This is a genomic window from Paenibacillus sp. MT86 (assembly GCF_058792535.1).
Map to the genome: position 1 here is coordinate 2999613 of NZ_CM179499.1, position 26203 is coordinate 3025815.

At 51.3% G+C, this 26203-nt stretch carries 20 protein-coding genes; all 20 read left to right on the forward strand.

From position 1 onward, the window contains the following. Nucleotides 1-21: 21 nt before the first annotated feature. Nucleotides 22-903 (forward strand): carbohydrate ABC transporter permease, encoded by an 882-nt coding sequence (locus AC3RCL_RS13265; protein WP_096774075.1) that lies wholly within the window; start codon nucleotides 22-24, stop codon nucleotides 901-903. A gap of 157 nt (nucleotides 904-1060) precedes the next feature. After that, nucleotides 1061-2611 (forward strand): extracellular solute-binding protein, encoded by a 1551-nt coding sequence (locus AC3RCL_RS13270; RefSeq protein ID WP_492535683.1) that lies wholly within the window; start codon nucleotides 1061-1063, stop codon nucleotides 2609-2611. 152 nt (nucleotides 2612-2763) lie between these two features. Continuing rightward, nucleotides 2764-4863 carry a hypothetical protein gene (locus AC3RCL_RS13275; protein WP_492535685.1) on the forward strand — a complete coding sequence of 700 codons (2100 nt, stop codon included), beginning with the start codon at nucleotides 2764-2766 and terminating at the stop codon, nucleotides 4861-4863. 110 nt (nucleotides 4864-4973) lie between these two features. Continuing rightward, on the forward strand, nucleotides 4974-7310 hold the full coding sequence (locus AC3RCL_RS13280) for a helix-turn-helix domain-containing protein (protein ID WP_492535687.1): 2337 nt from the start codon (nucleotides 4974-4976) through the stop codon (nucleotides 7308-7310). 52 nt (nucleotides 7311-7362) lie between these two features. Then, nucleotides 7363-8250 carry an NAD(P)-dependent oxidoreductase gene (locus tag AC3RCL_RS13285; RefSeq protein ID WP_492535689.1) on the forward strand — a complete coding sequence of 296 codons (888 nt, stop codon included), beginning with the start codon at nucleotides 7363-7365 and terminating at the stop codon, nucleotides 8248-8250. 384 nt (nucleotides 8251-8634) lie between these two features. Next, nucleotides 8635-9045 (forward strand): DUF6157 family protein, encoded by a 411-nt coding sequence (locus AC3RCL_RS13290; RefSeq protein ID WP_492535691.1) that lies wholly within the window; start codon nucleotides 8635-8637, stop codon nucleotides 9043-9045. A gap of 269 nt (nucleotides 9046-9314) precedes the next feature. Further along, on the forward strand, nucleotides 9315-9797 hold the full coding sequence (locus AC3RCL_RS13295) for a LacI family DNA-binding transcriptional regulator (protein WP_492535692.1): 483 nt from the start codon (nucleotides 9315-9317) through the stop codon (nucleotides 9795-9797). Nucleotides 9798-9908: 111 nt separating this feature from the next. Further along, nucleotides 9909-11102, forward strand: a complete 1194-nt coding sequence (locus tag AC3RCL_RS13300; protein WP_487717185.1) for a transposase — start codon at nucleotides 9909-9911, stop codon at nucleotides 11100-11102. Nucleotides 11103-11252: 150 nt separating this feature from the next. Further along, nucleotides 11253-11771, forward strand: coding sequence for a LacI family DNA-binding transcriptional regulator (locus AC3RCL_RS13305; protein WP_492535694.1), 519 nt, complete (start codon nucleotides 11253-11255; stop codon nucleotides 11769-11771). Nucleotides 11772-11784: 13 nt separating this feature from the next. After that, nucleotides 11785-13227, forward strand: coding sequence for an extracellular solute-binding protein (locus AC3RCL_RS13310; protein ID WP_492535696.1), 1443 nt, complete (start codon nucleotides 11785-11787; stop codon nucleotides 13225-13227). 70 nt (nucleotides 13228-13297) lie between these two features. Then, complete coding sequence (locus tag AC3RCL_RS13315) at nucleotides 13298-14170, forward strand: ABC transporter permease subunit (RefSeq protein WP_492535698.1); 873 nt, start codon at nucleotides 13298-13300, stop codon at nucleotides 14168-14170. An 8-nt stretch (nucleotides 14171-14178) separates the two neighbouring features. After that, nucleotides 14179-15045, forward strand: a complete 867-nt coding sequence (locus AC3RCL_RS13320; RefSeq protein ID WP_492535700.1) for a carbohydrate ABC transporter permease — start codon at nucleotides 14179-14181, stop codon at nucleotides 15043-15045. 22 nt (nucleotides 15046-15067) lie between these two features. Then, nucleotides 15068-16384: a CehA/McbA family metallohydrolase gene (locus AC3RCL_RS13325; protein ID WP_492535702.1), complete on the forward strand. Its 1317-nt coding sequence runs from the start codon at nucleotides 15068-15070 to the stop codon at nucleotides 16382-16384. A gap of 62 nt (nucleotides 16385-16446) precedes the next feature. Then, nucleotides 16447-17031, forward strand: coding sequence for a TetR/AcrR family transcriptional regulator (locus AC3RCL_RS13330; RefSeq protein WP_096774064.1), 585 nt, complete (start codon nucleotides 16447-16449; stop codon nucleotides 17029-17031). Nucleotides 17032-17170: 139 nt separating this feature from the next. Continuing rightward, nucleotides 17171-18388, forward strand: a complete 1218-nt coding sequence (locus tag AC3RCL_RS13335; RefSeq protein ID WP_213578893.1) for an MFS transporter — start codon at nucleotides 17171-17173, stop codon at nucleotides 18386-18388. Nucleotides 18389-18561: 173 nt separating this feature from the next. After that, nucleotides 18562-19818 (forward strand): MFS transporter, encoded by a 1257-nt coding sequence (locus AC3RCL_RS13340; protein ID WP_277746105.1) that lies wholly within the window; start codon nucleotides 18562-18564, stop codon nucleotides 19816-19818. A gap of 152 nt (nucleotides 19819-19970) precedes the next feature. Next, nucleotides 19971-20993, forward strand: a complete 1023-nt coding sequence (locus tag AC3RCL_RS13345) for an ROK family protein (protein ID WP_492535705.1) — start codon at nucleotides 19971-19973, stop codon at nucleotides 20991-20993. Between the two features lie 128 nt (nucleotides 20994-21121). Continuing rightward, entirely contained in the window at nucleotides 21122-22333 is a 1212-nt protein-coding gene (locus AC3RCL_RS13350) for an MFS transporter (protein ID WP_249732731.1), read from the forward strand. A 431-nt stretch (nucleotides 22334-22764) separates the two neighbouring features. Continuing rightward, nucleotides 22765-25383: a family 16 glycosylhydrolase gene (locus AC3RCL_RS13355; RefSeq protein WP_492535707.1), complete on the forward strand. Its 2619-nt coding sequence runs from the start codon at nucleotides 22765-22767 to the stop codon at nucleotides 25381-25383. Nucleotides 25384-25725: 342 nt separating this feature from the next. Continuing rightward, nucleotides 25726-26178 carry a hypothetical protein gene (locus AC3RCL_RS13360; RefSeq protein WP_213578889.1) on the forward strand — a complete coding sequence of 151 codons (453 nt, stop codon included), beginning with the start codon at nucleotides 25726-25728 and terminating at the stop codon, nucleotides 26176-26178. Nucleotides 26179-26203: the final 25 nt, after the last annotated feature.

Below are 26203 nucleotides of genomic sequence, written 5' to 3' on the forward strand. Positions count from 1 at the left end.
AAACGAAAGGAGGAATTCCGCGTGAGCTTCGTTATCCGAAAAAAAGGGCTAAGCTTGTTCGATTGGGTCAACTACAGTCTAATCACCTTGTTCTCGGTCGCATGCTTGTTTCCGTTTCTATACGTGTTCAGCGTTTCCTTTACGGATCCCGAGGTCTATGTTCCGCTTAAATTTTATTTGTTTCCCGAGCAGTGGTCCTTGGAGTCCTACAAGTACATTCTATCGACCAACAGCTTTATGAATGCGTTTAAAAGCACCGTTTTCATTACGGTCGTCGGTACCGCGCTCAACATCGTCGTTTCCTTTACGATGGCCTACGCGCTGACGAAACGGTCCATGCCCGGGAATCGCTGGGTAATGGGGCTCGTCATCTTCACGCTGGTGTTCAGCCCGGGTATCGTGCCCAACTACTTGCTGGTCAAGGAACTAGGCCTGTTGAATTCCTACTGGTCCATGATCTGGCCGGGCCTGACCAACGCCTGGAGCTTGATTGTTATCAAAAGCTTCTTGGATTCGCTTCCATCCGAATTGGAGGATTCCGCGAAAATGGACGGCTGCTCGGATATGGGCGTTTTTTTGCGAATGATAATCCCGCTGTCGATGCCGGCGATCGCCACCTTCACCCTGTTCTTTGCGGTCGGGCATTGGAACGCCTATTTTAACGCCTTGATTTACTTATCGGATTCCAGCAAGTGGACGCTTCAGCTGTTGATTAAAACGCTGGTCATCGATTCCAATTCGGTGGCGGTGGCCCAGGCCGGGGCAAGCGACGAAAACGTGGTGCCGCAAGAGACCATCCGGATGGCCTCAATTGTACTAGCGATGGTACCGATCTTGGTTGTTTACCCATTTCTGCAAAAGCATTTTGCTAAAGGGGTGATGCTCGGGTCGATTAAAGGTTGAGGAAGGATGCGGCAACGATCCCCTTACGCATCGGAATTGCGATCAAAATGCGATCGGTTAGGTTGAAAGCGTTATCCCGCCGCGAATGACGGGAAGGAGTTAGGATTTTGTTCAAGAACAATACATGGATGATGAGCATCCATAAGGAGGGGTTTACATGAAAAACACATCAAAGAAGGGGAGCTCGCATAGAAGCTGGAAGCCCTGGCTCGCTGCCCTCATGGCCGTCGTCATGCTGGCAGGCTGCGGGGGGCAGGCGGGCGAGAAACCGCAGAACGCCGGAGGATCGGAAGCAGAAGGCAATGACGGCAAGCCGATGACAATCAAAAAGTTTGCCGGGCTCTATAACGAGATCCCCGACATGAACAATGACTATTGGAAGGAATGGGAGCGCCGCACCAACGTCAAGCTGGACGTGGAATGGGTGCCGTCGGGGGATCTGGACACGAAGCTGGATTTGCTGCTGGCCTCCGGCGATCTGCCCGAAGTCGTGGCCTATCAGAACCCGATCCGCCCTACGCTGATTACGGCTATCCAGAACGGCGCGTTTTGGGATTTGACCCCGTTCCTGGGGGATCTCAGCGAATACCCGAATCTGAAAAACAACCTGGCCCCGGATGCCTTGAAATATCTGTCGGTCGAGGGAAGCATCTATGCGGTGCCGCGGTCCCGTTCGCGGATCGACGGCGGGCTGAAAATACGCGAGGACTGGCTGAAGAAGCTGAACATCAAGGTTCCGACCGATTTCGAAGAATACAAGGAAGCATTGAAGAAGATCGTCGATGCCGATATGGACGGCAACGGGAAGAAGGATACGGTAGGTCTCCTATATATCAATAACCCGCCCGCATCATTCCAGGCCGGCTTCGGCGTATACAATCCGACCTATACCGATGATGGCGGGCTGATGAGCCCGTCCCTTACGCCTCAGTACGTCGAGATGGTGGAATGGCTGCGCGGACTGTACGCGGACGGCCTGATGTCCAAGGAATACGCGGTCATGAAGGAAAGCCAGGCGGAGGAGCTCTTCAAGACGAACCGCGCCGCTTCCTATGGCCGTCCGATCTGGTGGGATCATGAATGGGAGCAGGCGATGAAGAAGTCCGGTCAGCCTGATGCCAAAATCCTGAACGTGACCTTGAAGGGACCGAAAGGGGATTATGCGGTCGGTCTGGAAACCGGCGTAGCCGGCGGGTTCTACATCTCCAAGAAGGTGCCGGAGGAGAAGGTGAAGCAGCTGCTCAAATATTTCGACCAGACGGCGTCCCAGGAAATGACCGATTTTGCCTATTACGGCATTGAAGGCGTCCATTACACCGAAAAGGACGGGCAGAAGGTGCTGACGGAACAAGGGGTCAAAGAAGTCAATACGACGAGCAAGGGAGCGGGCGTACTGGCTTATGCCAAGTGGGGCAAGGTGATCAGCGCTTCCGGCGATAAAGCCTTTAACGATGCCAAAATCAAAGAGGTGGAAAATTACGACGAGATCGGAAAAATCGACCACTATCGCGTCATCACGTCCGAGGGCTGGCGCAGCACATGGCCTAAATACAGCGACGAATATGCTTCCATGGTGACAAAGGCGATCGTCGGGCATATTCCAATGGAGGAGTTCCGCGCATACGTTGATCAGCTGAACAACCAGCCGGACATTCAGGAAGCGTACCAACAAATGGCCGAAGCATACAAGCAGTTCAACGGGGAGTAACGGACAGTCGGCTCGGGCGGTCTCGCATTCTGGAGCGAATATGTTGAAGAACGGGAGGAGACAGCATCGTTGAAGCCTCTGTTCAAACCGGCTGTCTCCGCCTTGCGAATCGCCCGTTTGTTGCCAGTTTGAAATGAGAAGGAGGTAAGGCAATGACGAAGGTTAATGAGGAACGCTTCTGGTGGCACAAGCCGCTGCGCGTCATACAGCCCAATATGCAGGTCCAGGATACCGCCTGCATCGACCCACCCCAGCTTGCCGCGCAGCTGAAGGAGATGGGGGCGAATGCGATGGTCTTCAATACAGGCGGCATATATGCCTGGTATGACACGCAGGTTCCATACCATACCGTGAACGGATATCTCCCTGAGGGGCGCGATTTGCTCGGGGAACTGATCACGGCCTGTCACCGTGAGGACCTTCGCTTTATCGCCAGGTTCGACTTCAGCAAAGCGGATGACAGTGCGTATCTCCGAAGGCCGGAATGGTTCGTCCGCAAGGAGGGCGGCCGCCCGGAGATCATCGGGGCTGAACGGCCCGGACCGTGGCCGCTCTTGATGTCCACCTGCATCAACGGCGGCTACCGCAATGCGGATGTCGCCGCTCCTGTGCTCCGCGAAGCGTTGTCGCGGTATCCGATCGATGGCATTTTTTTTAATAACCCCGGTTATGTGTTCTGCCGATGCGAGCGATGCAGGCGTAAATACGCGGAGCAGTACGGCAAGGAATTGCCGGATTCCTCGCGGGAGCTGGAGCCGGATTTCGCGGCGAGAAGCTTCGATGACAATATGGAAGCGATGTATGACCTGATCAAGCTGGAGAGGCCGGAGGTGCCCATGATTCTATACTACAACCTCCACCGCGACAATCTGTCGAAGCGCGTTCAGATCACTGATATGCTGTGTACGGAGCCGCAGGACGTACTCTCGCTCGGCCATGCCCGGATCCCTGAATTCTGGAAGCCGGCTCTCAGCATCAAGGTGGGGCGGTCGGTTCCGGGCAGGCCGGCTCCGTTTGGCATCGTGCATTCCTGCCCGGGCATGGATTGGCGCCATACCGGGCTTCCGGTAGCGGAATATCGCTTCTGGCTGGCTCAAATTCCGGCCAACGGAGGTCAGATCTGGCACTCCGTCACGGGCATACCCGATACGATCGAAGACAAGCGGATTATGAAAACCGTAGCCGAGCTGAATCATCATGCCGCCAAGCTGGATGCTTATATGGACGGAGCCGTATCGGCTGCGGAAACCGCCCTGCTCTGGAACGAGCGCGGCGAGGCGCAGAGCTGGGCCGAAACGATGATCAACCGGCAAATCCCGTTTGACGTGCTGCTTCCCCAGAGCAGGAAGGATTGGGAGTTGGACCGCTACCGCGTTGTATTGATTCCCGAAGGAACGGAATATACCCCGTCCTTGATCCACGACTTGCGTTCGTACGTACATGGTGGGGGACAACTGCTAACGGAAGGGGCACTTCCTTCCGCTGCAGCCGACGCCGGCGTCAAGCCGCTCCATGAGCTGCTAGGCATTTCGGAGGAAGCCTTCAAAAGCGAATACCTGATTGCCTCCTATTTGCGGTTTCAGGAGCTGCCGTGCGAGATCAACCCGCTTCAGCAGGGAATGGATACGACGGCGCTGATCGCTCACCGCGGCCATGTCGCTTATGTTCAGCCGCACAGTGAAGCGGTTCGGGTACTGGCGACGCTCGTACCGCCGTTTTCTCCGCCGGAAAGCGTGGGAGCTCCTCCGGAGCGGGCTTCGCTGCCCGTTTCCCGCACCGATCTGCCGCTGGCTTTGGAGCATTCGTGGGGATCGGGCCGCGCCATGTACTTCGCGTTCTCGCTGGGCGCACTGCTCCGCGAATTCAGGCTGCCCGAGCATGGGATGCTTCTGGCTAACGCGATTGACCACCTGCTTGACGGGAGGCCGCTGCTGTCTGTAACGACTTCGTATCCCGGACTGCAGACGACCCTGTTCCGAAGCGGCAGTGATCTGCTGCTCCACTTCGTGAACGGAGCCGGCCGCCGGCCGCTTGCAGTGGCGCTGCCTCTGCACGACATCGAGGTCCGGCTGAGACCGGGGACTAGATGGCCTACAGGGAGCGGCTTTAAACTGGAGATGTTGATCGGCGGAGGCTGTATAGAAGGATTCGCAGCGAACGACGAATTGAACTTCACCCTGCCGCGGCTGGAGGTTTGGGAGTGCATTCGGATTCCGCTGAATCCCACCGTTAACGCTGTTGTTGAAGGATAGAGGAAGCGGGAGGACGAAGTATAACAGGTGTAGGATCATCCGTAGAGAGTTGCGGATGGCACAGTGATCCGCAGGGCAGTTCCTGCCGCGGGAACCGGAGGTGATAAATCGTGAGGTCTCTTTGGCAGCATATTCAGGCATCGTTCCTCCGCTGGTTCTCCGCGAACCGCTATCTGAAGCGTCTGATTTGGCTCGGATGTCTGTCGGCCGTAATTCCGGTGATCCTAGCAGGAAGCGCGTACTACCATTTCTCCATGAAAAAGCTGACGGTCCAGTTCCAGGAAAATAATATGGCTTCCTTGATGCAGCTAAAGGACCGCGTCGAAAATATCATAACAAGCATCGAGCATGAATCGCTTCAGCTTGCCAGCGGTCCGCTGATTCGCAGCGCGCTGGAAAATCCCGAATATGAGACGGACTACATGCAGCAATTGGATATGCTCAAGCTGTTTCAACTGCACAAAAATACTAATAACCTGATCGAAGACATCCTGTTTTACGATGTTCGGCACCGGCTGCTGCTGTCGCATTCCTATGGCCTGGTCCACCTGGACGGGTATAAGGGAAAAGAAGATATTGAGCAAGCCCTGGCGAGGGAAGGGGGAGCGAGGTGGATGCACCTCCCGAAGTCGTCGGAGAACGGATACGTCTCTTACGTCCGCCATCTTCCCGTTATGGTGCAGGGCCAACCGAGGGGCACCATCCTCATACACGTGAAAGAGGAATCGCTTCGCAGCCTTTTGAACAATTATTCCCTTTCCCTGGAGGAGCAGTCGCTGGCCATTCTGGACTCCGATCGCCGGGTCATGCTGCATACGGATGGACGCAGCGAGATCGGCAAAACCGCGGATGAAGATCCCATTTTGGGATCTTTGGTAGAGAACGGGGAAACGTCCGGCCATGACGTCATGACCGGGGAGGACGGCAAGGAACTGATCGCCTTTTACAAGACGTCTATGGGCCGTCTATACGTGTCCCGGATGCCGGAGCGGGAGATGATCGAGCAATTGAGGTGGATCCGCGTCCTGATCGTCATGTCGGTGACCGTCTTCATGCTGATCGCGGTATTGCTCACCTGGTTCTCGTCCAAAATCGCGTACAATCCGATTCAGCAGCTCCTTCGTTACGGGGAGCATTTGAGAAGAAACGGCAGGAGCGGGGTGGAGAGCTCCGTCAAAGAGAATGAAATCGAATACATCCGCTCCTCCCTCAGCTACTTAAACGAGCAGGCGGAATCCCTGAACAGCTACATTCGAAAAATTCAACCGGATTTACGGGAACGGTTTCTGCAGCGTTTGCTGCTGTCCGGAAGCTCATGGCGGTCCGGCACACTGGAGGAGGGGTGCGCTAAGCACAAGATCCCGATGAGCGGACCATATGCCACGATGGTGGTGAAAGTCGAGAATCCGGTGAAAAAACGATTCTTGCCTAACGAAGGTCCGGTCATCGTGTTTGCGGTCAAAAACGTCATGTCCGAGCTGCTGGCAAACAACCGGCAGCTGGAGGGCTACGTGGTGGACCGGGAGGATCGTGAAGCGGCGGCGATCCTGAGGCCGGGAGAGCCCGGGGCTTCCCCCCAGGAGTTCCGCGACCTCCTCGCATGTTATGCGGAATCCGTCAGCCAGTCCCTGGCGCGCTATCTTTCTTTTTCCGCGTCCATCGGCATCGGCAATACTGGAACATTGACCCGGGCGGCAGAATCCTATAAGGAGGCGCAGCTTGCTCTGCAATATCGCCTGTTCCATGATGCGGAAACCGTACTGTTTTATGAAGACATGATCCGAATCGAGCGTAATCCCGTGTTCATGTATCCGAAGGATATCGAATCGGAGATGATCGAATATTTGTGGAACGGGGATCTTCCGCAGGCCGAGGCGTCGCTTCATGAATTTTCCCGGCGTATTCGGGTGTCGGAATCGTACAACGTGACCTCCCAGAGCTATTACGTGCTGCTCTCGGCCATAGTCCAATCGATGGAGGAGAAAGGTCCCGGCGTGCTGGAGCTGCTGGGGGGTAACCTGTTCGACCAGCTGAAGGAGAACCAGACCTCCCGCGAAATGCATGACTGGTTCATCGGCGTGCTGTTCCCGCTGTACCAGGAAATCAGCCATGACCTGCGCACCCGATCCACCCGCCTGATCGTTCAGCGGGTATGCAACCATATCTGCCGTCATCCCGATGGTGCTCATTCACTGGCGGACTGTGCCGAGCTGGTTGGGGTGAGCCCATCGTATCTCAGCCGGCTGTTCAAGAAGGAAATGGGCATGTCCTTTGTTGAATACGTCATGAACTTCAAAGTGCAGAAGGCGAAACAGCTGCTCAAGGATACGGATTACACGGTCACGGAGATTGCTGAAATCGTCGGTTATTCCGAACGAAACCTGAACCGGGCCTTTCAGCGGTTCCTGCAGATGTCTCCAAGGCAGTATCGGCTGTCGGTAAGATAGGAGAACTGCTTTTACAGACTCAGGCTTGTATAGAATAAAAGGAGAGGATCACATGATGACAATTGCACCGAATCAAACGACCGTAGGGTTTATCGGCTTGGGCGTAATGGGCCACAGCATGGCAGGGCATATCCGGAAAGCCGGCTACCCGCTGCACGTTTACACGCGAACCGCCTCCAAGGCGGAGCGGCTGGTGGCGGACGGCGCCGTATGGCACGATACCCCGGCCAAGCTGGCGCAGGCCTGCGACGTAATCATTACGATGGTGGGCTACCCGAAGGATGTCGAGGAACTCTATTTGAACCCGGACGGGCTGGTGGCGCATGCCAGGGAAGGGGCATATCTGATCGATATGACGACGTCCAGTCCGCTGCTTGCCCGCCGCATTTATGAAGCCGCCTCGTCGAAAGGGCTCCATGCCATGGATGCTCCGGTCTCCGGCGGTGACGTGGGGGCACGTGAGGCTAGGCTGTCCATCATGATCGGCGGGGAAGAGGGAGACGTCAAGGCGGTGCAGCCGCTGCTGTCGACGATGGGAAGCAATATCGTCCATCAAGGGCAAGCCGGCGCCGGACAGCATACGAAGATGTGCAACCAGATCGCCATTGCCTCTAACATGATGGGAGTCTGCGAGGCGATGGCCTATGCGGAGAGCGCCGGGCTGGATCCCGAAACCGTGCTCAAGAGCATCGAGAGCGGAGCGGCGGGCAGCTGGTCGCTTAGCAATTTGGCTCCGCGCATGATTGCCGGGAATCTGGAGCCGGGATTCTATATCAAGCATTTCATCAAGGATATGGGAATCGCGCTGGAATCCGCTAAGGCGATGAACTTGGTTACGCCGGGCTTGTCCCTAGCCGAATCGCTGTACAGCCAGCTGGCCGAGAAGGGGCTTGAGGATAAAGGCACGCAGGCTTTGATTAGATATTATACGGGTGAATGAGATTCGGATTCTTGTGCCTCAATAACATAACAGTCTCAATTTCGGAAGGACGGATTGAGGCTGTTATTTATTCCAGGACATTAGGAAACTTATCAGGATAAAGTCATGAGCACTTCATTTTTGGCGATTACGATTTAAGAGAAGCCTGTCCATGATGTCCGGCGGGATGTTGATATTCGGACCGTTGATTGAAAACGGATTGCTCTTGCCCGTACAACTGTTTTGATCTCCAATAAGTGAGTGGTCGAAGCCAGTATCCGCTGCCTGGAGCCGCTGCTTCGGATACAAGCCGGAAGAGATTCAAGATTCAAGCACTAGTTTGTAGAAGATGCTAAGATATGATGTATACTGAATGTTAATTAGAATTGGAGGTTATTCTTACATATGAAAGACATGAATGAATACGACACCTTTATTCAAATTGCCGAAGACTGCCCTGTCAGCGAGGCCGTCATTCCGAAAGCAAAAGGCGAGTCTAAGACCATACCGGTGATTCAGTATGAGCTGCTGTCGAACCACCCTTACCGATACACGCAAGAAGATGTATTGTTCGAAGTGTTTGCCGAGCGTAATCAGATTCCGGAAACGGAAAGAGCAGCCGCTCGCGAGAAGTTTTTTTCGAAAGGGCAGCCTTGTCTCCGAACCTCGTCCTTAGGCAAGCGCTATGGCTGGGGGATTCATCATGACACTGAAGGGAAAGTCGCAATCTACGCCGTAGAGTCAGACGAATACCTCAAACTCATGAACGATCAAAGCATTACTCAATGTAAAGCGATGCGCTCAAAGAAAGCCTAGGAGATGCACGGGAAGGATAAACTTTAACGGTAATTGAGCTCAGTAGGGATAGCTTTTCTATCATATACGTGCATACCAAGTCGCCTGATAGGCGGCTTTTTTGGTTTGTCAAAAAGAAACGAGTTTTATACCTAAGATTTAATTTTCAATTAACATAAACCTGCATTCTATTCAATTATTCTTTTTTAAAATCAATCACGTAGGGTTATTAAACCGGTTTAATGATCAAGCAATCCATCAGAATCTGCTAGAGAAAGGAACAACGATAGATGGCTACCATTGATGACGTTGCCAGGATGGCTGGAGTATCCAAGGGAACCGTGTCCAGTGTGTTCAGCAAAAAAAGGCCGATCAGCCAACAAGTGACGGAGCGGGTATTAGAGGTAGCCCAAGAGCTGGGATATTTCCCGAATCACCTGGCCCGAAGCCTGGCGATCAAGAGGACGATGAGCATCGGCCTCAAGATACCTCTCCCGCCTGATGGGACGATGACGGCATTCGATACTCAGTTGATTAACGGTGTGATCAAGGAATGCTCCAAGCAAGGGTACCGCCTAGTTCTGGACACCTTGCCCGAGCAGGAGGATCCCACTTTGTATTCGCAGGATCCTGTCGATGGCGTCATTCTGCTCAACCCGCGAAAAAATGATTTGCGAATTCAACGGTACCTGATGATGGGCACTCCTTTAGTGCTGGTGGGGCGGTCGGATCCTTATGACGATACGATCAGTTACGTGAGCATTTTGCATTAATCTGAGCCCTTGATACACAAGGATTTTCAAACATAAAAAAGGGACTTCACCCCAATTTGGAGAAGTTTTCAAGTGACCAAACCCAAAAACTCCGAGAGGAAGTGAAGTCACTTGTATATTCTCCAAGAAAGTCTATTTTCCTTTGAGGATCTGTTAAAAATGCAATCAAAAGATCGATTGCCCATTTTTTTTAGCGTCTTGGATCTTCGCCCTTATGCCAAGCAATTGAGAAGTCGTTCACCCCGTGGCGCTGACGGGCACTGTAGAGAAGGAATTCTTCGTGCACTTTTGGCTGCGCCGCTTGAGCATATTCAAACGTTTACTGGCTTGCATCATCGATTGGAAACAGATCTTCGATTTCGCTATCAGTGTGGACTTTCATTAGATCGCAAAGCACCGTCTATTTCTACGCTAAGCCGGGTCTTCGCCGAACTGACAAAGAAAAAATTGGCACAGCAGCTATTCGAGAATCTGGTCAACCTCTGTCAGCAAGAGGGCATCATCGACGGCAGCCACATTGCGATCGACAGCGCCGCCATCCATGCTTATGAGAAGAAGCAACCCAAGCGCAAAAGTGAGCAGACCGGCGATGCCAACTGGGGCGCAAAGTTCGATTCATTCGGCCACAAAGTCACTTGGTTCGGATACAAACTCCACCTAGCTGTTGACACGAAAAGCGAACTTCCGCTAGCACTAGAAGTCACGCCCGCACATGTCAATGACGGAGAAATGGCACCTGGTCTGATTGCGAAGGTAGCTGCCAAAACGAGCGCGAAATTCTTTATGCTCGATGCGGGCTACGATCAAATGAAAGTTTACGAAGCCGCTCGAAACGTGAAAGCGCAAGCCATCATCCCTCTGAACCCCCGAGGAGAGAAAGAACCTCCTGCCGGGATGACAGCAACCGGAACGCCATGTTGCTCGATGGGGTTCGCCATGACTTACTGGGGTGCTGACGGCGATTACTTGAAGTTCCGTTGTCCTCATGCCACGGGCAAAGTCGACTGCCCATTAGGCATGGCGGCTTGCTCGACTTCCAACTATGGTATGGTCGTCAAGGTGGATGCGAAGGACGATCTTCGGCGATACTGCAGCCCTCATCGAGATACAAAACGCTGGAAGGAGCTTTACAACAAGCGTACAAGTGTGGAACGATGCAACTCCAGAATGAAAACCTATCTTTCGGCTGATGGCATGCATGTCTGGGGCATCCAGAAAGTAACGACTCACCAGTATTTGAATGCCATCGTGCTGCTTGTATCCGCTCTTTCCATTGTTTCTAGAAAACAACAAACGGCAGCTTAAAAATTGAAACTGATGAAATTCTGCTGGTCTGCCCATTTTTAGAATCGAGTCACTTAGTAGTCTGGGGCTATTGATTTCTGCTGTCTGTTACACAAAAACGGAATTATGCAAAATGCTCACGTAGATAACAACAATGCAAACGTGGCTCAAATGGTTGGAGATTATTTGCTCCGGAGCGGACATCAAACTGTTCTCTTCCTGAATGCATCCTCCGATATGACCGTGTCCTACGATCGACAACTTGGCTTGGCGGAGGCTTATAGCCAACACGGCCTGCCGATGCCCGAAGAGTATGTGGTGTACTATGACCACAAGCTGCATGCCAACGGAACGGAATACGGATATATGTCCATCATGAACACTTATGGAAACATGAATTATACGGCAGTCATTACGGATACGGATCGAGTGGCGCTTGGCGTGCTGAGGGCTGCCAGGGAGCTGGATATCGAGGTGCCCGAACAGCTATCGGTCATCGCTCTCAGCAATGATGCTATTCTGGCACAGGATATGAATCCAAAGCTGACATCCGTGGAATTGTCGGCAGAGACGCTCGGAGCGGAAGCAGCCAAGCTGTTGTTCGAGAAAATAAGCGATAAACGTATCCACAGGCAAATCATCATACCCGCGCAGCTGGTTGTGAGGGAATCCTGCAAATTTCTTTCTTAACGACAATGAAGGAGTGGTTAGCTTGGTAAAAAGAATCAAGATCATGAGTGCAATCATGGCTGTATCTCTGTTCGGCGGGCTGTTTGCGGGTTGTTCCCCGAACGCCGGCAGCAGTAGCACACAGGAAGGCGGCAATGCCGCGTCCCAAGCTGCATCGAATGCCGAAGAACGCACGCTCAAAATCATGACGGGTGTCATCGGCGGCAAAACGCCTGAGGAGAATACGCAGTTCGAGCAGGAAATCGAGCGTCTAACCGGCATCAAGGTTACGATGAACAAGCCGGCTGCCGACTATGACCAGAAGCTGCTGGCAGCCATCGCTTCCGGGGAAAAGTTCGATCTGCTGCAGATCAGCAAGGAGAAAATGTCCACGTTCATTGATCAAGGAATTCTTACACCGTTGACCGATCAAGTGAACGGCTCCAAGGTGCTTTCGGATCCCAATGTCATTCCGGCCAAGGAGTGGGAACAAGTCAAGACGAAGGATGGCGAGATCTACGGCGTGTTCACCAAGTACCAAGGAGGAACGATGCCGATCGTTCGCAAGGACTGGCTGGACAAATTAAATCTGCCCGAGCCTGAAACGCTGGACGATTATTACAATGTCCTCAAAGCTTTCACCGATCAAGATCCGGACGGCAACGGCAAAAAAGACACGTACGGACTCAGCACGGCCGGCATGTACGAACTGCAGGGCTTCTTCAGCGCCGCAGGCCTGAAACAGCGATTTGTCGAAACCGCTGACGGCAAGCTGGACGTTCCGTATTCCACGGATGCGGCCATCCCGGTTTATGAATGGCTGAACAAGCTGTTTGAGGAAGGCATTCTGGATCCGAACTTCACCACGAATGACACCGGTAAAATGCGCGACCTGTTCCTTGCCGACCGCGTCGGCATGATTACGTATTGGGACGCTTGGGTGGGCATGCTGAACAACACGCGCCATGAACAAGACCCGAATACGGAATTCGAAGCGAAGGGCTTGCCGGGTGCAGCCGATGCGAACGGCAACCACATGCTGCGCAGGGGCGATCCGGACGTATGGGTTATACCCGTTAATGCGGAGCATCCGAAAACAGCTTTCGAATTCATTGAATGGTGGCATTCCGAGGAAGGGATAACCCTGGGCAGCTTAGGCATCAAGGATGTGGATTACACGGTTGACAACGGCAAGTTTACGCTGACGCAAACCGGTAAAGAGCATGCTTCCGATCATGGCGTTCCTTTCTGGTACAACCGTAATGTCGAAGCGCCTTTCGGTAAACTGCCGGGCGTGCAGGAAGCGCAGGATCTCGTCGATCAATACGCTGCTTTGGAAATGACGCCTTCCCATTGGGCAGATGCCGAGAAGATCATCAATGAACATTCCTTCAAAGCGATCATGGGCGAGATGCCGGCAGCCGACGCCGTAAAGAAAATGCGGGAAGCACTTAAAGCCGGCGGGTATATCGATTAAAAGCTTTAAGAGCAGGGGGCGGTGATCACGCCGCTCCCTCTTTATTTTTCGATCATGGTGGTGAATTTCCGTGAAAGCCGTATTCAAATACAAAACTCTATATTTTATGATGCTTCCCATCCTGGCCTATTTCCTCATCTTTTCCTTTTATCCGCTGGCCCGGGGACTTGCCATCAGCTTTCAAGATTACCGGCTGATCGGTGACCGGCCCTTTATCGGTTTCGATAACTATCTGAGGGTACTGAAGGATCCGGTGTTTTGGGAAGTTTTTCAAAATACGATCGTGATCGGTGCGGGAGGCTTTATCATCAACTTCTTTTTGCCGCTGATTCTTGCGCTCTCCTTAAATGAAGTGGCTTCCGCCTGGTTCAAAAAAATGACCCAGATGATTGTCTATTTACCTCATTTATTCTCTTGGGTGGTCGTAGGCGGGATGTGGATTCTGCTGTTGTCTCCGGATACAGGCATCGTGAACCAGATCATTCAGCTATTCGGCGGCCAGTCGGTCGGGTTCCTCTCTTCGGATCGTTATGCCCGCATCGTCATGATCCTTACTTCAGGTTGGAAGGAGATGGGATATACCTGCATTATGTACCTGGCCGCCATCGTGAACATTAATCCCTCGCTGTATGAGGCTGCTAGCATGGACGGCGCCAGTCGTTGGCAGAAGGCCCGTTACGTCACCGTTCCGATGCTTCGTTCCACCATGAAAGTGGTCATCATGTTAAATGTATTGGGTATCCTGCGTTTGTTCGATCAAATATTCGTGATGAGTAATGGCGCCATTGCCAAGAAAGTTGACGTCATAATGATGTACACCTATCAAAAAGGGATATTGGAATTTAGCGTTGGACCTGCAACGGCGGCCGGCTTCCTGGTGATTTTGGCAACATTCATGCTGACGTATGTAACAAGAGCGGTGATCCGCTATGATGAAGGGTGAGTCGGTATATGAAATCAATGAATAAAATAAGCTTGCTTGGCCGTTTGTTTGATACGATCAATGTTCTGTTCCTCTTTCTGCTCGTTTTGACCATGGTTATTCCGTTCATAAATACACTCGCGCTTGCATTCTCATCCAATTTTGCTTCCATGCAGCCGGGGATCGTACTCTGGCCCAAGGAATTCAGCCTCGAGGGATTCTCCACCGTATGGAACCGGATGAAGCTTTATTTGCCTTTTACGAACAATGTCATTGTGACCGTTGTCGGTACCTTAGGTCATGTCTTCCTAAGTTCCATGGCGGGCTATGTCCTGATACAGAAAGGACTTCCCGGTAAAAAGTGGATGTTATCCGCGATCCTGCTAACGATGATGATTCCAAGCGAGGCGATCATGATACCGCTCTATATCGTGAATCAGGATTTAGGACTCCTTAACACGCTGTCCTCATTAATACTTTCAGGTTTCGTATCCGGATTCAGTGTCATCCTCATGCGAAATTTCTTTTTGAGCGTTCCTTACGAAATGTCGGAATCTGCCCGGATTGACGGAGCCGGAGATCCTCGGATCTTCTTTACGATGTACTTGCCGCTTGCGAGCGCAGGACTGGCAACGGTTACGCTGTTTGAGTTCGTCAGTCGCTGGAACCAATTCACGCCGGCCGTCCTTTATATCAACGACTCGTCCAAATATACGCTGCAAATCGCGCTGAAATCGCTCATCGTCGATACCGATTCGACCTCGAGCAATTTCATGATCACGACCAATGTCCGAATGGCGGGGATTGTCATTGCCCTGCTCCCGCTCATCATCATCTATCCGTATGTGCAAAAGTATTTTGTCAAAGGAATGTTTGTCGGCGCAAATAAAGAATAGGCAGAAAAGAGGAGGGATCCATATGGCACAACAAATCGAGCGGAGGACCACATCGGTTTACAAACGATACATTGAGCATTCGGAACAAAGCTCGTACATTGAAATTCCGTTCCAAATGCCACCGGATGTCGAAGAAATCCACGTAAGCTATCAGGTGGATTCCCATGGCGGCGACACCGCCAAAGCGGTCATTGATCTAGGGATACGTGACGCCGAGAGAGTAAGAGGCTGGAGCGGAGGGGCTCGTCAGGAATTCAATATCGGTCCGAATACTGCCACCCCGGGTTATCTGCCCGGACTATTGGCCACAGGAGAATGGGCTATTCTCCATAATGCCTACAAGGTGCCCGCTGAGGGTTGCTTGGTCACGATCGAAATCGAGTTTACCTACAAAACATGGCGCTGGCTGAAGGGAGATCTTCACACGCATAGCGTTCATAGCGACGGGTCTTATACGCTGGAAGAAAATGCGGCCATCATGGAAAGCCTGGGCTGCGATTTTATGGCCATGACCGATCATAATACGAGCAGCCAGAACCTTGCCTATCCGCGTGGGACCTCGGTGCTTATGATACCGGGTACGGAGTTTACGACGAATTATGGTCATAGTAATTTCCTTGGCGTGTCGAGCCCCATGGATGATTTTCGCGTATCGGGCATATCCGATGTTCACGAGAAGTTTCGAATCGCCCGCGAGCGGGGGGCCAAGATTGTGCTGAACCATACGCACTGTGATCACTGCCCGTGGGAGTGGGATTTCGATGTGGATTACGACGGGGTAGAAATTTGGAACGGGCCATGGAGAGAGCACAACAGACGCGCGCTTTCTTGGTGGCAGGAGCAGCTTGTCGCAGGGAGACGCCTGGTAGCCGTAGGCGGAAGCGATGTGCATCGACCGGATTCCTATGTGAAGCATGCGATGCCATGCGTATGGGTCTGGACCGATGCAAAAACGGTGGAGGGCGTCCTGAACGGTATTAAGGAAGGCCGCATCGTGATTACTAATTCCCCTGACGGTCCTTTTGCCAACCTTCAGTGCGGTGACTATGGGATTGGAGATGAAGTGCCATATGAGCAAGCCAGTCACGAGGTGGTCGTTCAACTGGATGACTTGATGGCGGGCGATCGGATTCGGCTGTACAGCGAGCGCGGTCTCGAGGAAGAAACTGCTATCGACTCGGAAGGGGGCGCTATACTGACGTTTAACGCAAAGCATAGAAGCTTCTTACGGGCAGAGGTTTGGCGGCAGTTCGGACAGGCGGATGGCATGTCGATGGCGGTAGTGACAAACCCCATCTATTTTGCTTCGAATGGAGGTACGGCGAAAATAAGTGATTGAAAAAAATACTGGAATGTTCGTTCCGAATAGTCTATACTCGTGTTGAGAAGGAGGAGGTATGAATGGGACGGACCAAAGAATTTGACCGTGAGCAGGTGCTTCGCAAAGCGATGATCGTTTTTTGGGAGAAAGGGTACGAGGGGGCAAGCATACCGGATTTATTGCAAGCGATGGAATTAAGCAGGTCCAGCATGTACGAAACATTTCAGGATAAACAAACGCTTTATTATGAGGCCATCCAGCAATACAAAAAAATGTCGCAAAAAAAACGCGATCTGATGAACCATGCCCCTTCTGCGATCGCCGGGATCCGCCAATATTTTGAGCTGCATATCACGAACGCGTTTGCGACGCACGGTGAAGCTTACCCGAACGGATGTCTGATTACGAACGCTTCCGTGGGTCTGGATGCCATGGATGAGCCCTTGCAGAATACGATTCGCCAAAGCTTTACGGAGCTGGAGCAGCTGTTCTACGAGAAATTAAAAAAGGGCCAGGAAACGGGCGAAATTTCCCCCGAGAAAGACATAAAGATGCTGTCGTTCCTGCTGCTTAATCTCAACCACGGCATCAACGTGATGGCCAGGATCCAAAGCGACAGCGATAAAGTCCGCGGCATGATGAACGCCGTTATCGAGTCGCTGTAGAGCTTTTTTTTTCATCATTCCGGAACAATCATTCCGATTGGATCCCCCTTGCTTAAGCATGCAGGGGGAACGTATTCCCATATTGGAATGAACGTTCCAATATGATTACAATATCATTTTTATAAAAGGAGTGCTTCTCATGAATGTTAATGGAAATGCAAAGGGCAAGTTGGAGATTTCCGCGTCCCCCTGGATTATGCTGATTCTTGCTGTTGCGTGCGGCTTGATCGTTGCCAATCTTTACTATACGCAGCCTTTAGTTGAGTCGATCAGTTCATCTATAGGATTATCTTCAGGAGCCGCAGGGGTTATCGTCACGCTGACCCAAATCGGTTACGGGATCGGCTTGCTGTTCATCGTTCCTTTGGGAGATTTGCTTGAAAATCGCAAACTGGTGGTTACGCTGCTGATGCTGACGGCCATCGTCTTAATCTTTGCCGCCGCAGCCCGAAACGCCGCTCTGTTTCTTGCCGCCTCCTTGTTTATCGGCGTGGGGTCCGTTGCGGCCCAGATCCTGGTCCCTTATGCAGCGCATCTCTCCCCGGAGGAGACGAGAGGACGCAATGTCGGTAATGTCATGAGCGGACTGTTGTTAGGAATCATGCTGGCCCGTCCGGTTTCGAGTTTGGTGGAAAATTACTTCGGCTGGCATGCTATCTTTATGATGTCATCCGCCATTCTCTTCGTGCTGGCTCTGGTTTTGATCAAAGTACTGCCGGCAAGGAAGCCGCAAACAACCGATAAATATCCTGCAATCATCACATCCATGCTGGGGTTGCTGAAAACGACGCCGATACTACGTCGCAGGGCGCTGTATCACGCTTTTCTGTTCGGGATGTTCAGCCTGTTCTGGACAACGGTTCCGCTTGTATTAACAAGTCCGCTGTATCACTTTTCCTCTGCAGGCGTTGCGTTGTTTGCTTTGGCTGGAGTATCAGGCGCTGCCGCCGCACCGCTTGCCGGCCGCTTTGCGGATAAGGGTCTGATCCGGCCCGCAACCGGAATTGCCATCGTACTGGTGATACTATCCGGACTTTTGCCGATCGTGTTTGCCGGCGGTTCTCTGCTTTCTATCGTGATCCTGGTACTTGCCGCCATCCTGCTGGATATGGGCGTGTCCGCCAATTTGGTGTTGGGACAACGCGCGATTTTCACGTTGGGAGCCGAGGTGCGGAGCCGGCTGAACGGCTTGTATATGGCGATCTTTTTTGCCGGCGGAGCCATAGGCTCCGCAGCCGGGGGATGGGCCTACGCTATGGGCGGCTGGAAAGCGGCGATGTGGCTGGGCGTTCTTTTTCCGGCCTTGGCATTGCTCTACTTTTTGACGGAACGCAGGGTGGAGCGCGGCAGCAAATAAGAAAAAGCGAAGCATGTTTTCATCAAGCGGTTAAAGGATAAATTATAAATAATATGTAGGGTATATGTATCGTAGATAATCCATAATGAGCAATTAAAAAGAAATGTCGCCTAACGTTAAACGTTATAATGAGTGTAATTCGCGTGAGCGAGACCATACGAAAGGGTGGGACGATGTCAGAAACCGAAGATGCCCAGAAAATCCATTGGAAAAGGAACATCATTCTCTTTTTAAGCAGCCAAACACTCTCGCTGTTCGGGTCTGCCTTGGTTCAATATGCCATTATGTGGCACATTACGCTGACGACGCAGTCGGGCATCATGATGACGCTGTATATTATTTGCGGATTCATTCCGACGTTCCTGCTGTCGCCTTTTGCCGGGGTATGGGCGGACCGCTTCAACCGTAAAACGCTCATTATGATCGCGGATTCCATGATCGCGGTGGTTACGCTGATGTTGGCCATTACGTTTATGCTTGGCTATCAGGCGGTTTGGCTGCTGTTTATCATTTCCGCCGTACGCGCGCTCGGGGCCGGCATTCAGACTCCAGCGGTCGGAGCCATATTGCCTCAAATCGTGCCGCAAGATAAGCTGACGAAAGTAAACGGTATTAACGGCAGCCTACAAGCGCTGATCATGTTCGTAGCGCCCATCGTCAGCGCGGGATTGCTCACCGTAGCAACGATCGAAGCGATTTTTTTTATCGACGTCGTTACGGCTGCGATCGCGATCTTCACATTGTTTGCCTTTCTCAAAATTCCGCTGCACAAAAAGGCGTCGGACACGCAAAGCACGGGCTATCTGGACGATTTCAAAGAGGGCTTGGCCTACATTAAACAGCATGCTTTTCTCAAGTCGTTTTTTATCTTCTTCGCCTTTTTCTTCGTGCTTATGGCGCCTGCAGCCTTTCTGACCCCGCTGCAGGTTACCCGCAGCTTCGGGGACGATGTATGGCGCTTGACGGCAATCGAAATCGCGTTTTCCGTCGGCATGATGGCTGGAGGGGGGATCATTGCTTCCTGGGGCGGCTTTAATAATAAAGTGTACACGATGGCTATAGCCAGCTTCGTCATGGCCGTGTCCACGTTTGCGCTCGGCATTGTGCCTGTTTTCTGGATTTATTTGGCCATCATGGCTGTATTCGGAGTAGCGATGCCCATATTTAATACGCCAACAACCGTCATGCTGCAGGAGAAGGTGGATGAAAATTATCTGGGGCGTATATTCGGTGTCTTCGGGATGATTTCGACTTCCATGATGCCTATCGGGATGCTGATATTCGGTCCGCTTGCCGACGTGGTCAAAATCGAATGGCTGCTGGTCGGTACCGGATTGTTTATGCTCGTGCTTACCGTTTTCTTCATGCGCAATAAGCGATTGGTTGAAGCGGGCAAGCCGCTGCCGCAGGAAGAAGCCTCACCGAATTAATTTACCGGATCTCATCTCAGTAACATGAAAGCCGCATGACATATGCGGTTTTTTTGTTCTTAACGCATAATTATGCCGTTTTGTATACCAGGAAAAGTAGTATATCATAGGGATAACATAGATTAAGATGAAACATGTGTGCAGGGGGGCTTATGAAAAAAGCAAACGCTAACTTAATGAAAGAAATCAATTTAAATAATGTTCGCAAAACCATGAAGCGAGTAGAAACGGCGACGAAGCCCCAATTGGCGTCATTGACCAAGCTGAGTGTGGTTACGGTGAATTCGTTGGTCAAGGAGCTGTGCGAGCTTGGGGAATTGTTTGAAGACGATATCGTTCCGTCCAACGGCGGGAGGCCCGCGCTTACCTATAGATATAATTATAATTTCAGCCTGGCTCTTGTCGTTTATTTGAAAGAGAAACAGGGAGAAGAGCTGATCTCGGCAACCGTCGTGAATTTGGAAAATGATCTGTTGGCCAAAGAAGAATACACCATGCCTGTATTCGATCGACAGCGCTTCTATGAAATCATTGAGCATTACATTGGGCTTTATCCCTCCATCAAGGTGATTGGCATCGGCATACCGGGACAGGCCGTCAATGGAGAAATTACGGTAAGCAGTCATCGAGAATTAACCGGGTTTCGCATGATTGAAGAGATCGAATCTCAATTCGGGCTGCCCGTAATGGTCGAGAATGATGTGAATGCAGCCATTAGCGGTTATTCGATGAAGGAAGATTTGGAAGGGGACCAATGCGTGCTAGGCATGTACTTTCCTATGAAATATCCACCCGGCCTAGCTATTTATCTCGATGGGAGGATCGTTAAAGGGAAGAACGGCATGTCGGGCGAGATCAAATTTCTGCCCATTGGCCTGGATTGGAATCAAGAGATGACAACGGAGAAGTTTGTGCAAGCTGTGTGTAAAATCATACATACTGTTAATGCTGTCCTGGCACCTGACAAAATCGTGATATATCAATACCGAATGGAGGCAGATGCCTGGTCTCAGGCTTGGGAAGCTTATCGGCTTCAACATCCCATGCCTTCTTACCCCGAAGTGGTGTTGAAGCAGACGTTTCAAGAGGACTTTGAAGCAGGCATGCGCTGGCTAACCCTGCAAGAATTGGAACCGACCCTTGATCTTACAGTTGACCGGAACCCTCGGGATTGAAATTCCGGGGGTTTTTGCGTCTAGAATCTTGACAAAAAAAAGATGCTGCTGCATATTAAATAAACACACTTTATAAAGACAGTTTATTTAGTGAAAACGATGCATTTATAATGGGAGAAGGTGTACGCTTGGCAACCTGGTTTTTGATTATCATTTATCTGGCTTTTATTAGTTTGGGACTACCCGATTCTTTACTTGGATCGGCCTGGCCGGTGATATGGCCCGACATCGGGTCTTCCGTCGGCTCTGCAGGAATCGTGTCCATGGTTATTGCAGGAGGAACCATTGTTTCTAGTCTGGCAAGCGGCTCTATGATAAAGCGGTTAGGAACAGGGAGAATCACCCTGTTCAGCTGCTTCCTGACTGCAGGAGCACTGCTTGGTTTCTCCTTGGCTCCCTCTATGGCATGGCTTGTCGTTCTGGCCATTCCACTGGGATTAGGGGCGGGTGCTGTGGATGCCGCTTTGAATCATTATGTTGCTGAAAATTATAAGGCGCATCATATGAACTGGTTACATTGCTTTTGGGGTGTCGGGGCAACAATGGGGCCCATTATTATGTCCTCTTACATTGCAGATCATAATTCTTGGAGAAGCGGATATACAGCTGTATCCATAATCCAGTTCTCGCTCGTAATCATTTTGCTCATTACGCTCCCTTTATGGAAACGCGTCGCAGCTATGCGGGAGATTGACCGGCCGCAAACCGAAAATGTAGTCGATAATGAAAAGCGCCAACAGGAGCAGATCGTAAAAGCAGGCATATTTCGAATCAGAGGCGTTAAACCAACGCTTACGGCATTTTTATTCTATTGTGGAGTCGAAACCACGGTGGGGTTGTGGGGAGCTAGTTACCTTGTCGGTGCTAAACATATTTCAGCCGATACGGCTGCCATATGGATTTCTTTATATTACGGAGGTATTACGCTAGGCAGACTGATTACCGGCTTTATCACGCTGAAGGTTGGCAATCGTCTGTTGATCCGCTATGGACAGCTCATCACCATTCTAGGAGGGATTATCCTTGTGCTACCTCTTAGTGCTTCCTTTTCTCTGACGGGATTCATGCTGATTGGACTTGGCCTTGCGCCCATTTATCCTGGACTTCTTCATGAAACGCCGTCTCGGTTCGGAAAAGAACATTCGGCCAAGCTGATGGGTTATCAAATGGCCGTCGCCTATACGGGGACCACGCTGCTTCCCCCCATGTTTGGATTGGTCGCTTCGCAGACAAGCATCGGATTGTTCCCTTCCGTTGTGCTTGCCTTCCTCATCTTCATGTGGCTAAGCGCCGAGAAAGTGAACCGAATTTTGAGCAAGCAAGCGAACCAAGGGACGTAATTGTTGGCGCGTCCACCACATGATAACCACAAAGTTGGTGCTATAAGAAAAAGGAGCTAATGAGCATTAGGTCTACAGATCTTTTATCTATTAGGGCAAGAAAAATGAGGGAATCGATATCAGGCGATTATGAACTTTAAAGTTTACCCAATTGATATTATGTCAACTGATCCAAAAGACAGAAGGCTGCCGAAGAGGCAGCCTTCTGTTCATTGTCGTATGGAAAATAACTCTACGCACCATGATTCATTAATTTCTGACGGAAAGCCAAGTCTTGTATTTGGGTTATCCAAAATATTGAGACCTCACCCTAAATATGGTACCTATTCATCAGATTAGGAATTCGATAGAATGAAGACGTCGTCAGCTGTAAGCGTTTTCCTACAGGCGCTCATGCTGAGAGCACACAATATGAACAAGGGAGGGTATTCATGAAGAGATCTTACGCGGCGGAAAGGCGGTACTTGCAAAAGGGATTGAGTTTGTTCTTCGCGGTTGTCATGCTGGCAAGTGTCGGATTATGGCCAGCTTCGAAGGTCAAGGCAGCAGATTCCACGGTTACCTCGATGGATTACTTTTCGGCGGCTGACGGACCGGTCATCTCCAAATCAGGAGTCGGACAGGCCAGCTATGGCTTTGTCATGCCCATATTCAACGGAGGCGCAGCTACTTGGAATGATGTAGCCCAAGACGTGGGCGTCAAAGTGAAAGTGGGCGGCAACTGGGTCGATATCGATAGTGTGAGCAGCTTTATTTACAATCAGAATTGGGGACATTGGAGCGACGGAGGATTTACAGGTTATTGGTTCACGCTTTCTGCAACGACAGAGATTCAGCTGTACTCGAAAGCGAATGGGGTTACCCTGGATTACAGGCTGGTGTTTCAGAACATTAACAAAACCACGATCACAGCCATGACGCCGACCCAGGGGCCGCAGATTACTGCAAGCTTTACGGGTGGCGCCGGTTTTACCTACCCTACGTTCAATAACGATCCTGCCGTGACCTATGCAGCCGTCGCTGATGATTTGAAGGTGTATGTGAAACCGGTTAACAGCAGCACCTGGATCGACATCGACAACAACGCTGCAAGCGGCTGGATCTATGATCATAATTTCGGACAATTCACCGATGGAGGCGGCGGGTACTGGTTTAACGTTACGGAGTCGATCCACGTCAAATTGGAATCGAAAGCCTCCGGGGTTAACGTTGTGTATACCATCACTTTTAATGAAGCCGTACGAAACTCATATGTCATTACGCCTTATGAGGGAACGACCTTTACGGCAGATGCAAACGGTTCGATCGGCATTCCGCTGCCTAAGATTGACGGGGGAGCGCCGATAGGCAAGGAGCTTGATAATTTCGTATACCAGATTAACATCAACGGGCAGTGGGTTGAGCTGGGGAATTCCGGCCAGAGCGGATTTACATACGCTGCCAATGGCTACAACAACATGTCCGATGCGAATCAGTGGGGATATTGGGCCGATTATATTTACGGCCTGTGGTTTCAGCCCATCCAGGAAGATATGCAGATCCGGATCGGCTATCCACTGAACGGGCAAAAAGGCGGCAGCGTGGGCAGCAATTACGTCAACTACACGTTGATCGGCAATCCCGATGCTCCTCGTCCGGATGTAAGCGACCAAGAGGATATTGCGATCGGGACACCAAGCGACCCGGCCATTCAAGGCATGAACCTCATTTGGCAGGATGAATTTAATGGCACGACATTGGATACAAGCAAATGGAACTATGAACAAGGTTATTATCTCAATGATGATCCAAACACCTGGGGGTGGGGCAACGCGGAGCTGCAGCATTATACCGATAGTGCGCAAAATGTGTTCGTGCAGGACGGGAAGCTGAACATCCGCGCATTGAACGATCCCAAGTCTTTCCCGCAGGATCCAAACCGGTATGCCCAATACTCCTCCGGTAAGATTAACACGAAGAATCATTTTACCCTGAAGTACGGACGAGTCGACTTCCGTGCCAAACTGCCGACAGGAAATGGCGTATGGCCGGCACTATGGATGCTGCCGCAAGACAGCCCTTACGGAACATGGGCAGCATCCGGCGAAATCGACGTGATGGAAGCGAGAGGGAGATTGCCAGGCTCGACGAGCGGTGCCGTGCACTTCGGTGGAACATGGCCGGCGAACCAACATATTTCTGGCGAATATCATTTCCCGGAAGGGCAGAACATCAACAATGACTATCATGTCTATTCCGTCGTATGGGAAGAGGACAACATCAAATGGTATGTGGATGGCAAGTTCTTCTTCAAGGTGACGAATGAACAATGGTATTCCTTGGCGGCACCGAACAATCCGAACGCACCTTTCGATCAGCCTTTCTACCTCATCATGAATCTGGCGCTCGGCGGAAATTTTGACGGCGGCATTTCTCCGAATCCGTCCGATATTCCTGCTACGATGCAGGTCGATTATGTGCGGGTTTATAAAGAAAACGGCAGCGGAAATCCCGGAAATGTGCCGGTTACCGGCGTCACGCTGAATCCAACCTCCGGACAAGTGGAAGTGGGGCAGAGTCTTCAGTTAAACGCCGGCATAGCGCCCTCCAATGCAACGAATAAGCAGGTCACTTGGTCCGTTTCGGGTGCGAGTGTTGCCTCTGTGAGTCAGGAAGGCGTCGTGACGGGGCTCGCTCCGGGTACGGCAACCGTTACGGCTACAAGCGTCGATGGCCAGAAAACCGCTTCTTCCACGATCACGGTGGTACCGGCGCCATCCAGCGTGATTGTCATCGGCGATGAGGTGAGGGGACTGAAAAAAATCGGCAATGACCTGCTGTTCTATATCAACGGCGCAACCTTTGCCGATCTGCATTACAAGATCAATAACGGCGGGCAGCTGAACGTAGCCATGACCCCAACGGGGAACGGCAACTATACTTACCCTGTAAACAATCTCAAGCAAGGGGACACCGTCGAGTACTTTTTCACCTATAACCCGGGACAAGGAGCCTTGGATACCCCTTGGCTCACCTATATCCATGGCGTGACCCAAGGAACGCCGGAGTAAATCGATACTTCGGCAGATCATTGCTATTAACTGGAGATACGGTTATTTATTTCGGTTGCAGGAGTACAATTCACATCCTCTAACAGACGGGGGCGAAGTCTTACGACTTTCCTCCGTCTGTTATTTTGTTTTTCCTATAGATCATCACGCGGGTATTGCAACTCGGCTTGAAACATCGTGAAGAAACGCATGGGTTCAACAACTCCTTAACAGGAACCATTTTTTTTAGTCGCTTTACCAAACGATAAGCCTTGAGTTTTGATATAGTTATGGAAGAAGCTGCCGCGAACACTCGAAAACAATCTTGTAATTTTATGACCCGCCACCAGGGAGGCGATGCGGATGAGCAAGCGCTTTTGGTATGTCTTTTTGGCAACTTGCGTCCTGATGCTACTTAGCGCGACGGTATATTCGGCAAGTCAAAACCGCACCTCGTTCAAGGAGCTGGTCCTTGATGAGCTGAAGGAGTCCGGCTCGATCCGTGAGCTGGACATTGTAAGAAACCGGAACCGCCCGAACGAGCAGCAGCTGAAAATGACGGATCAAGCGGAGATTGATCGCATCATGAACGGCTTCTCGGATCTCAAACTGCGTAAGAACAGCGTAAGGGATCACAGCGGCGACGAATATGAGATCCTGTTGAGTACCGAAAACGGGCCGACCTTCACGCTAGTCGTTTATAGTCCGGACCATATACTGATTTATAACCATTCGAGCAAGCATAAAAGATACGGCAAGGAGTATAAAATCGTGAGCGATTTTGCTCCAGGCATCCTTGAATCCCTGTTCCGGTGACAAATTGTTGGATGAAAGCATTCTT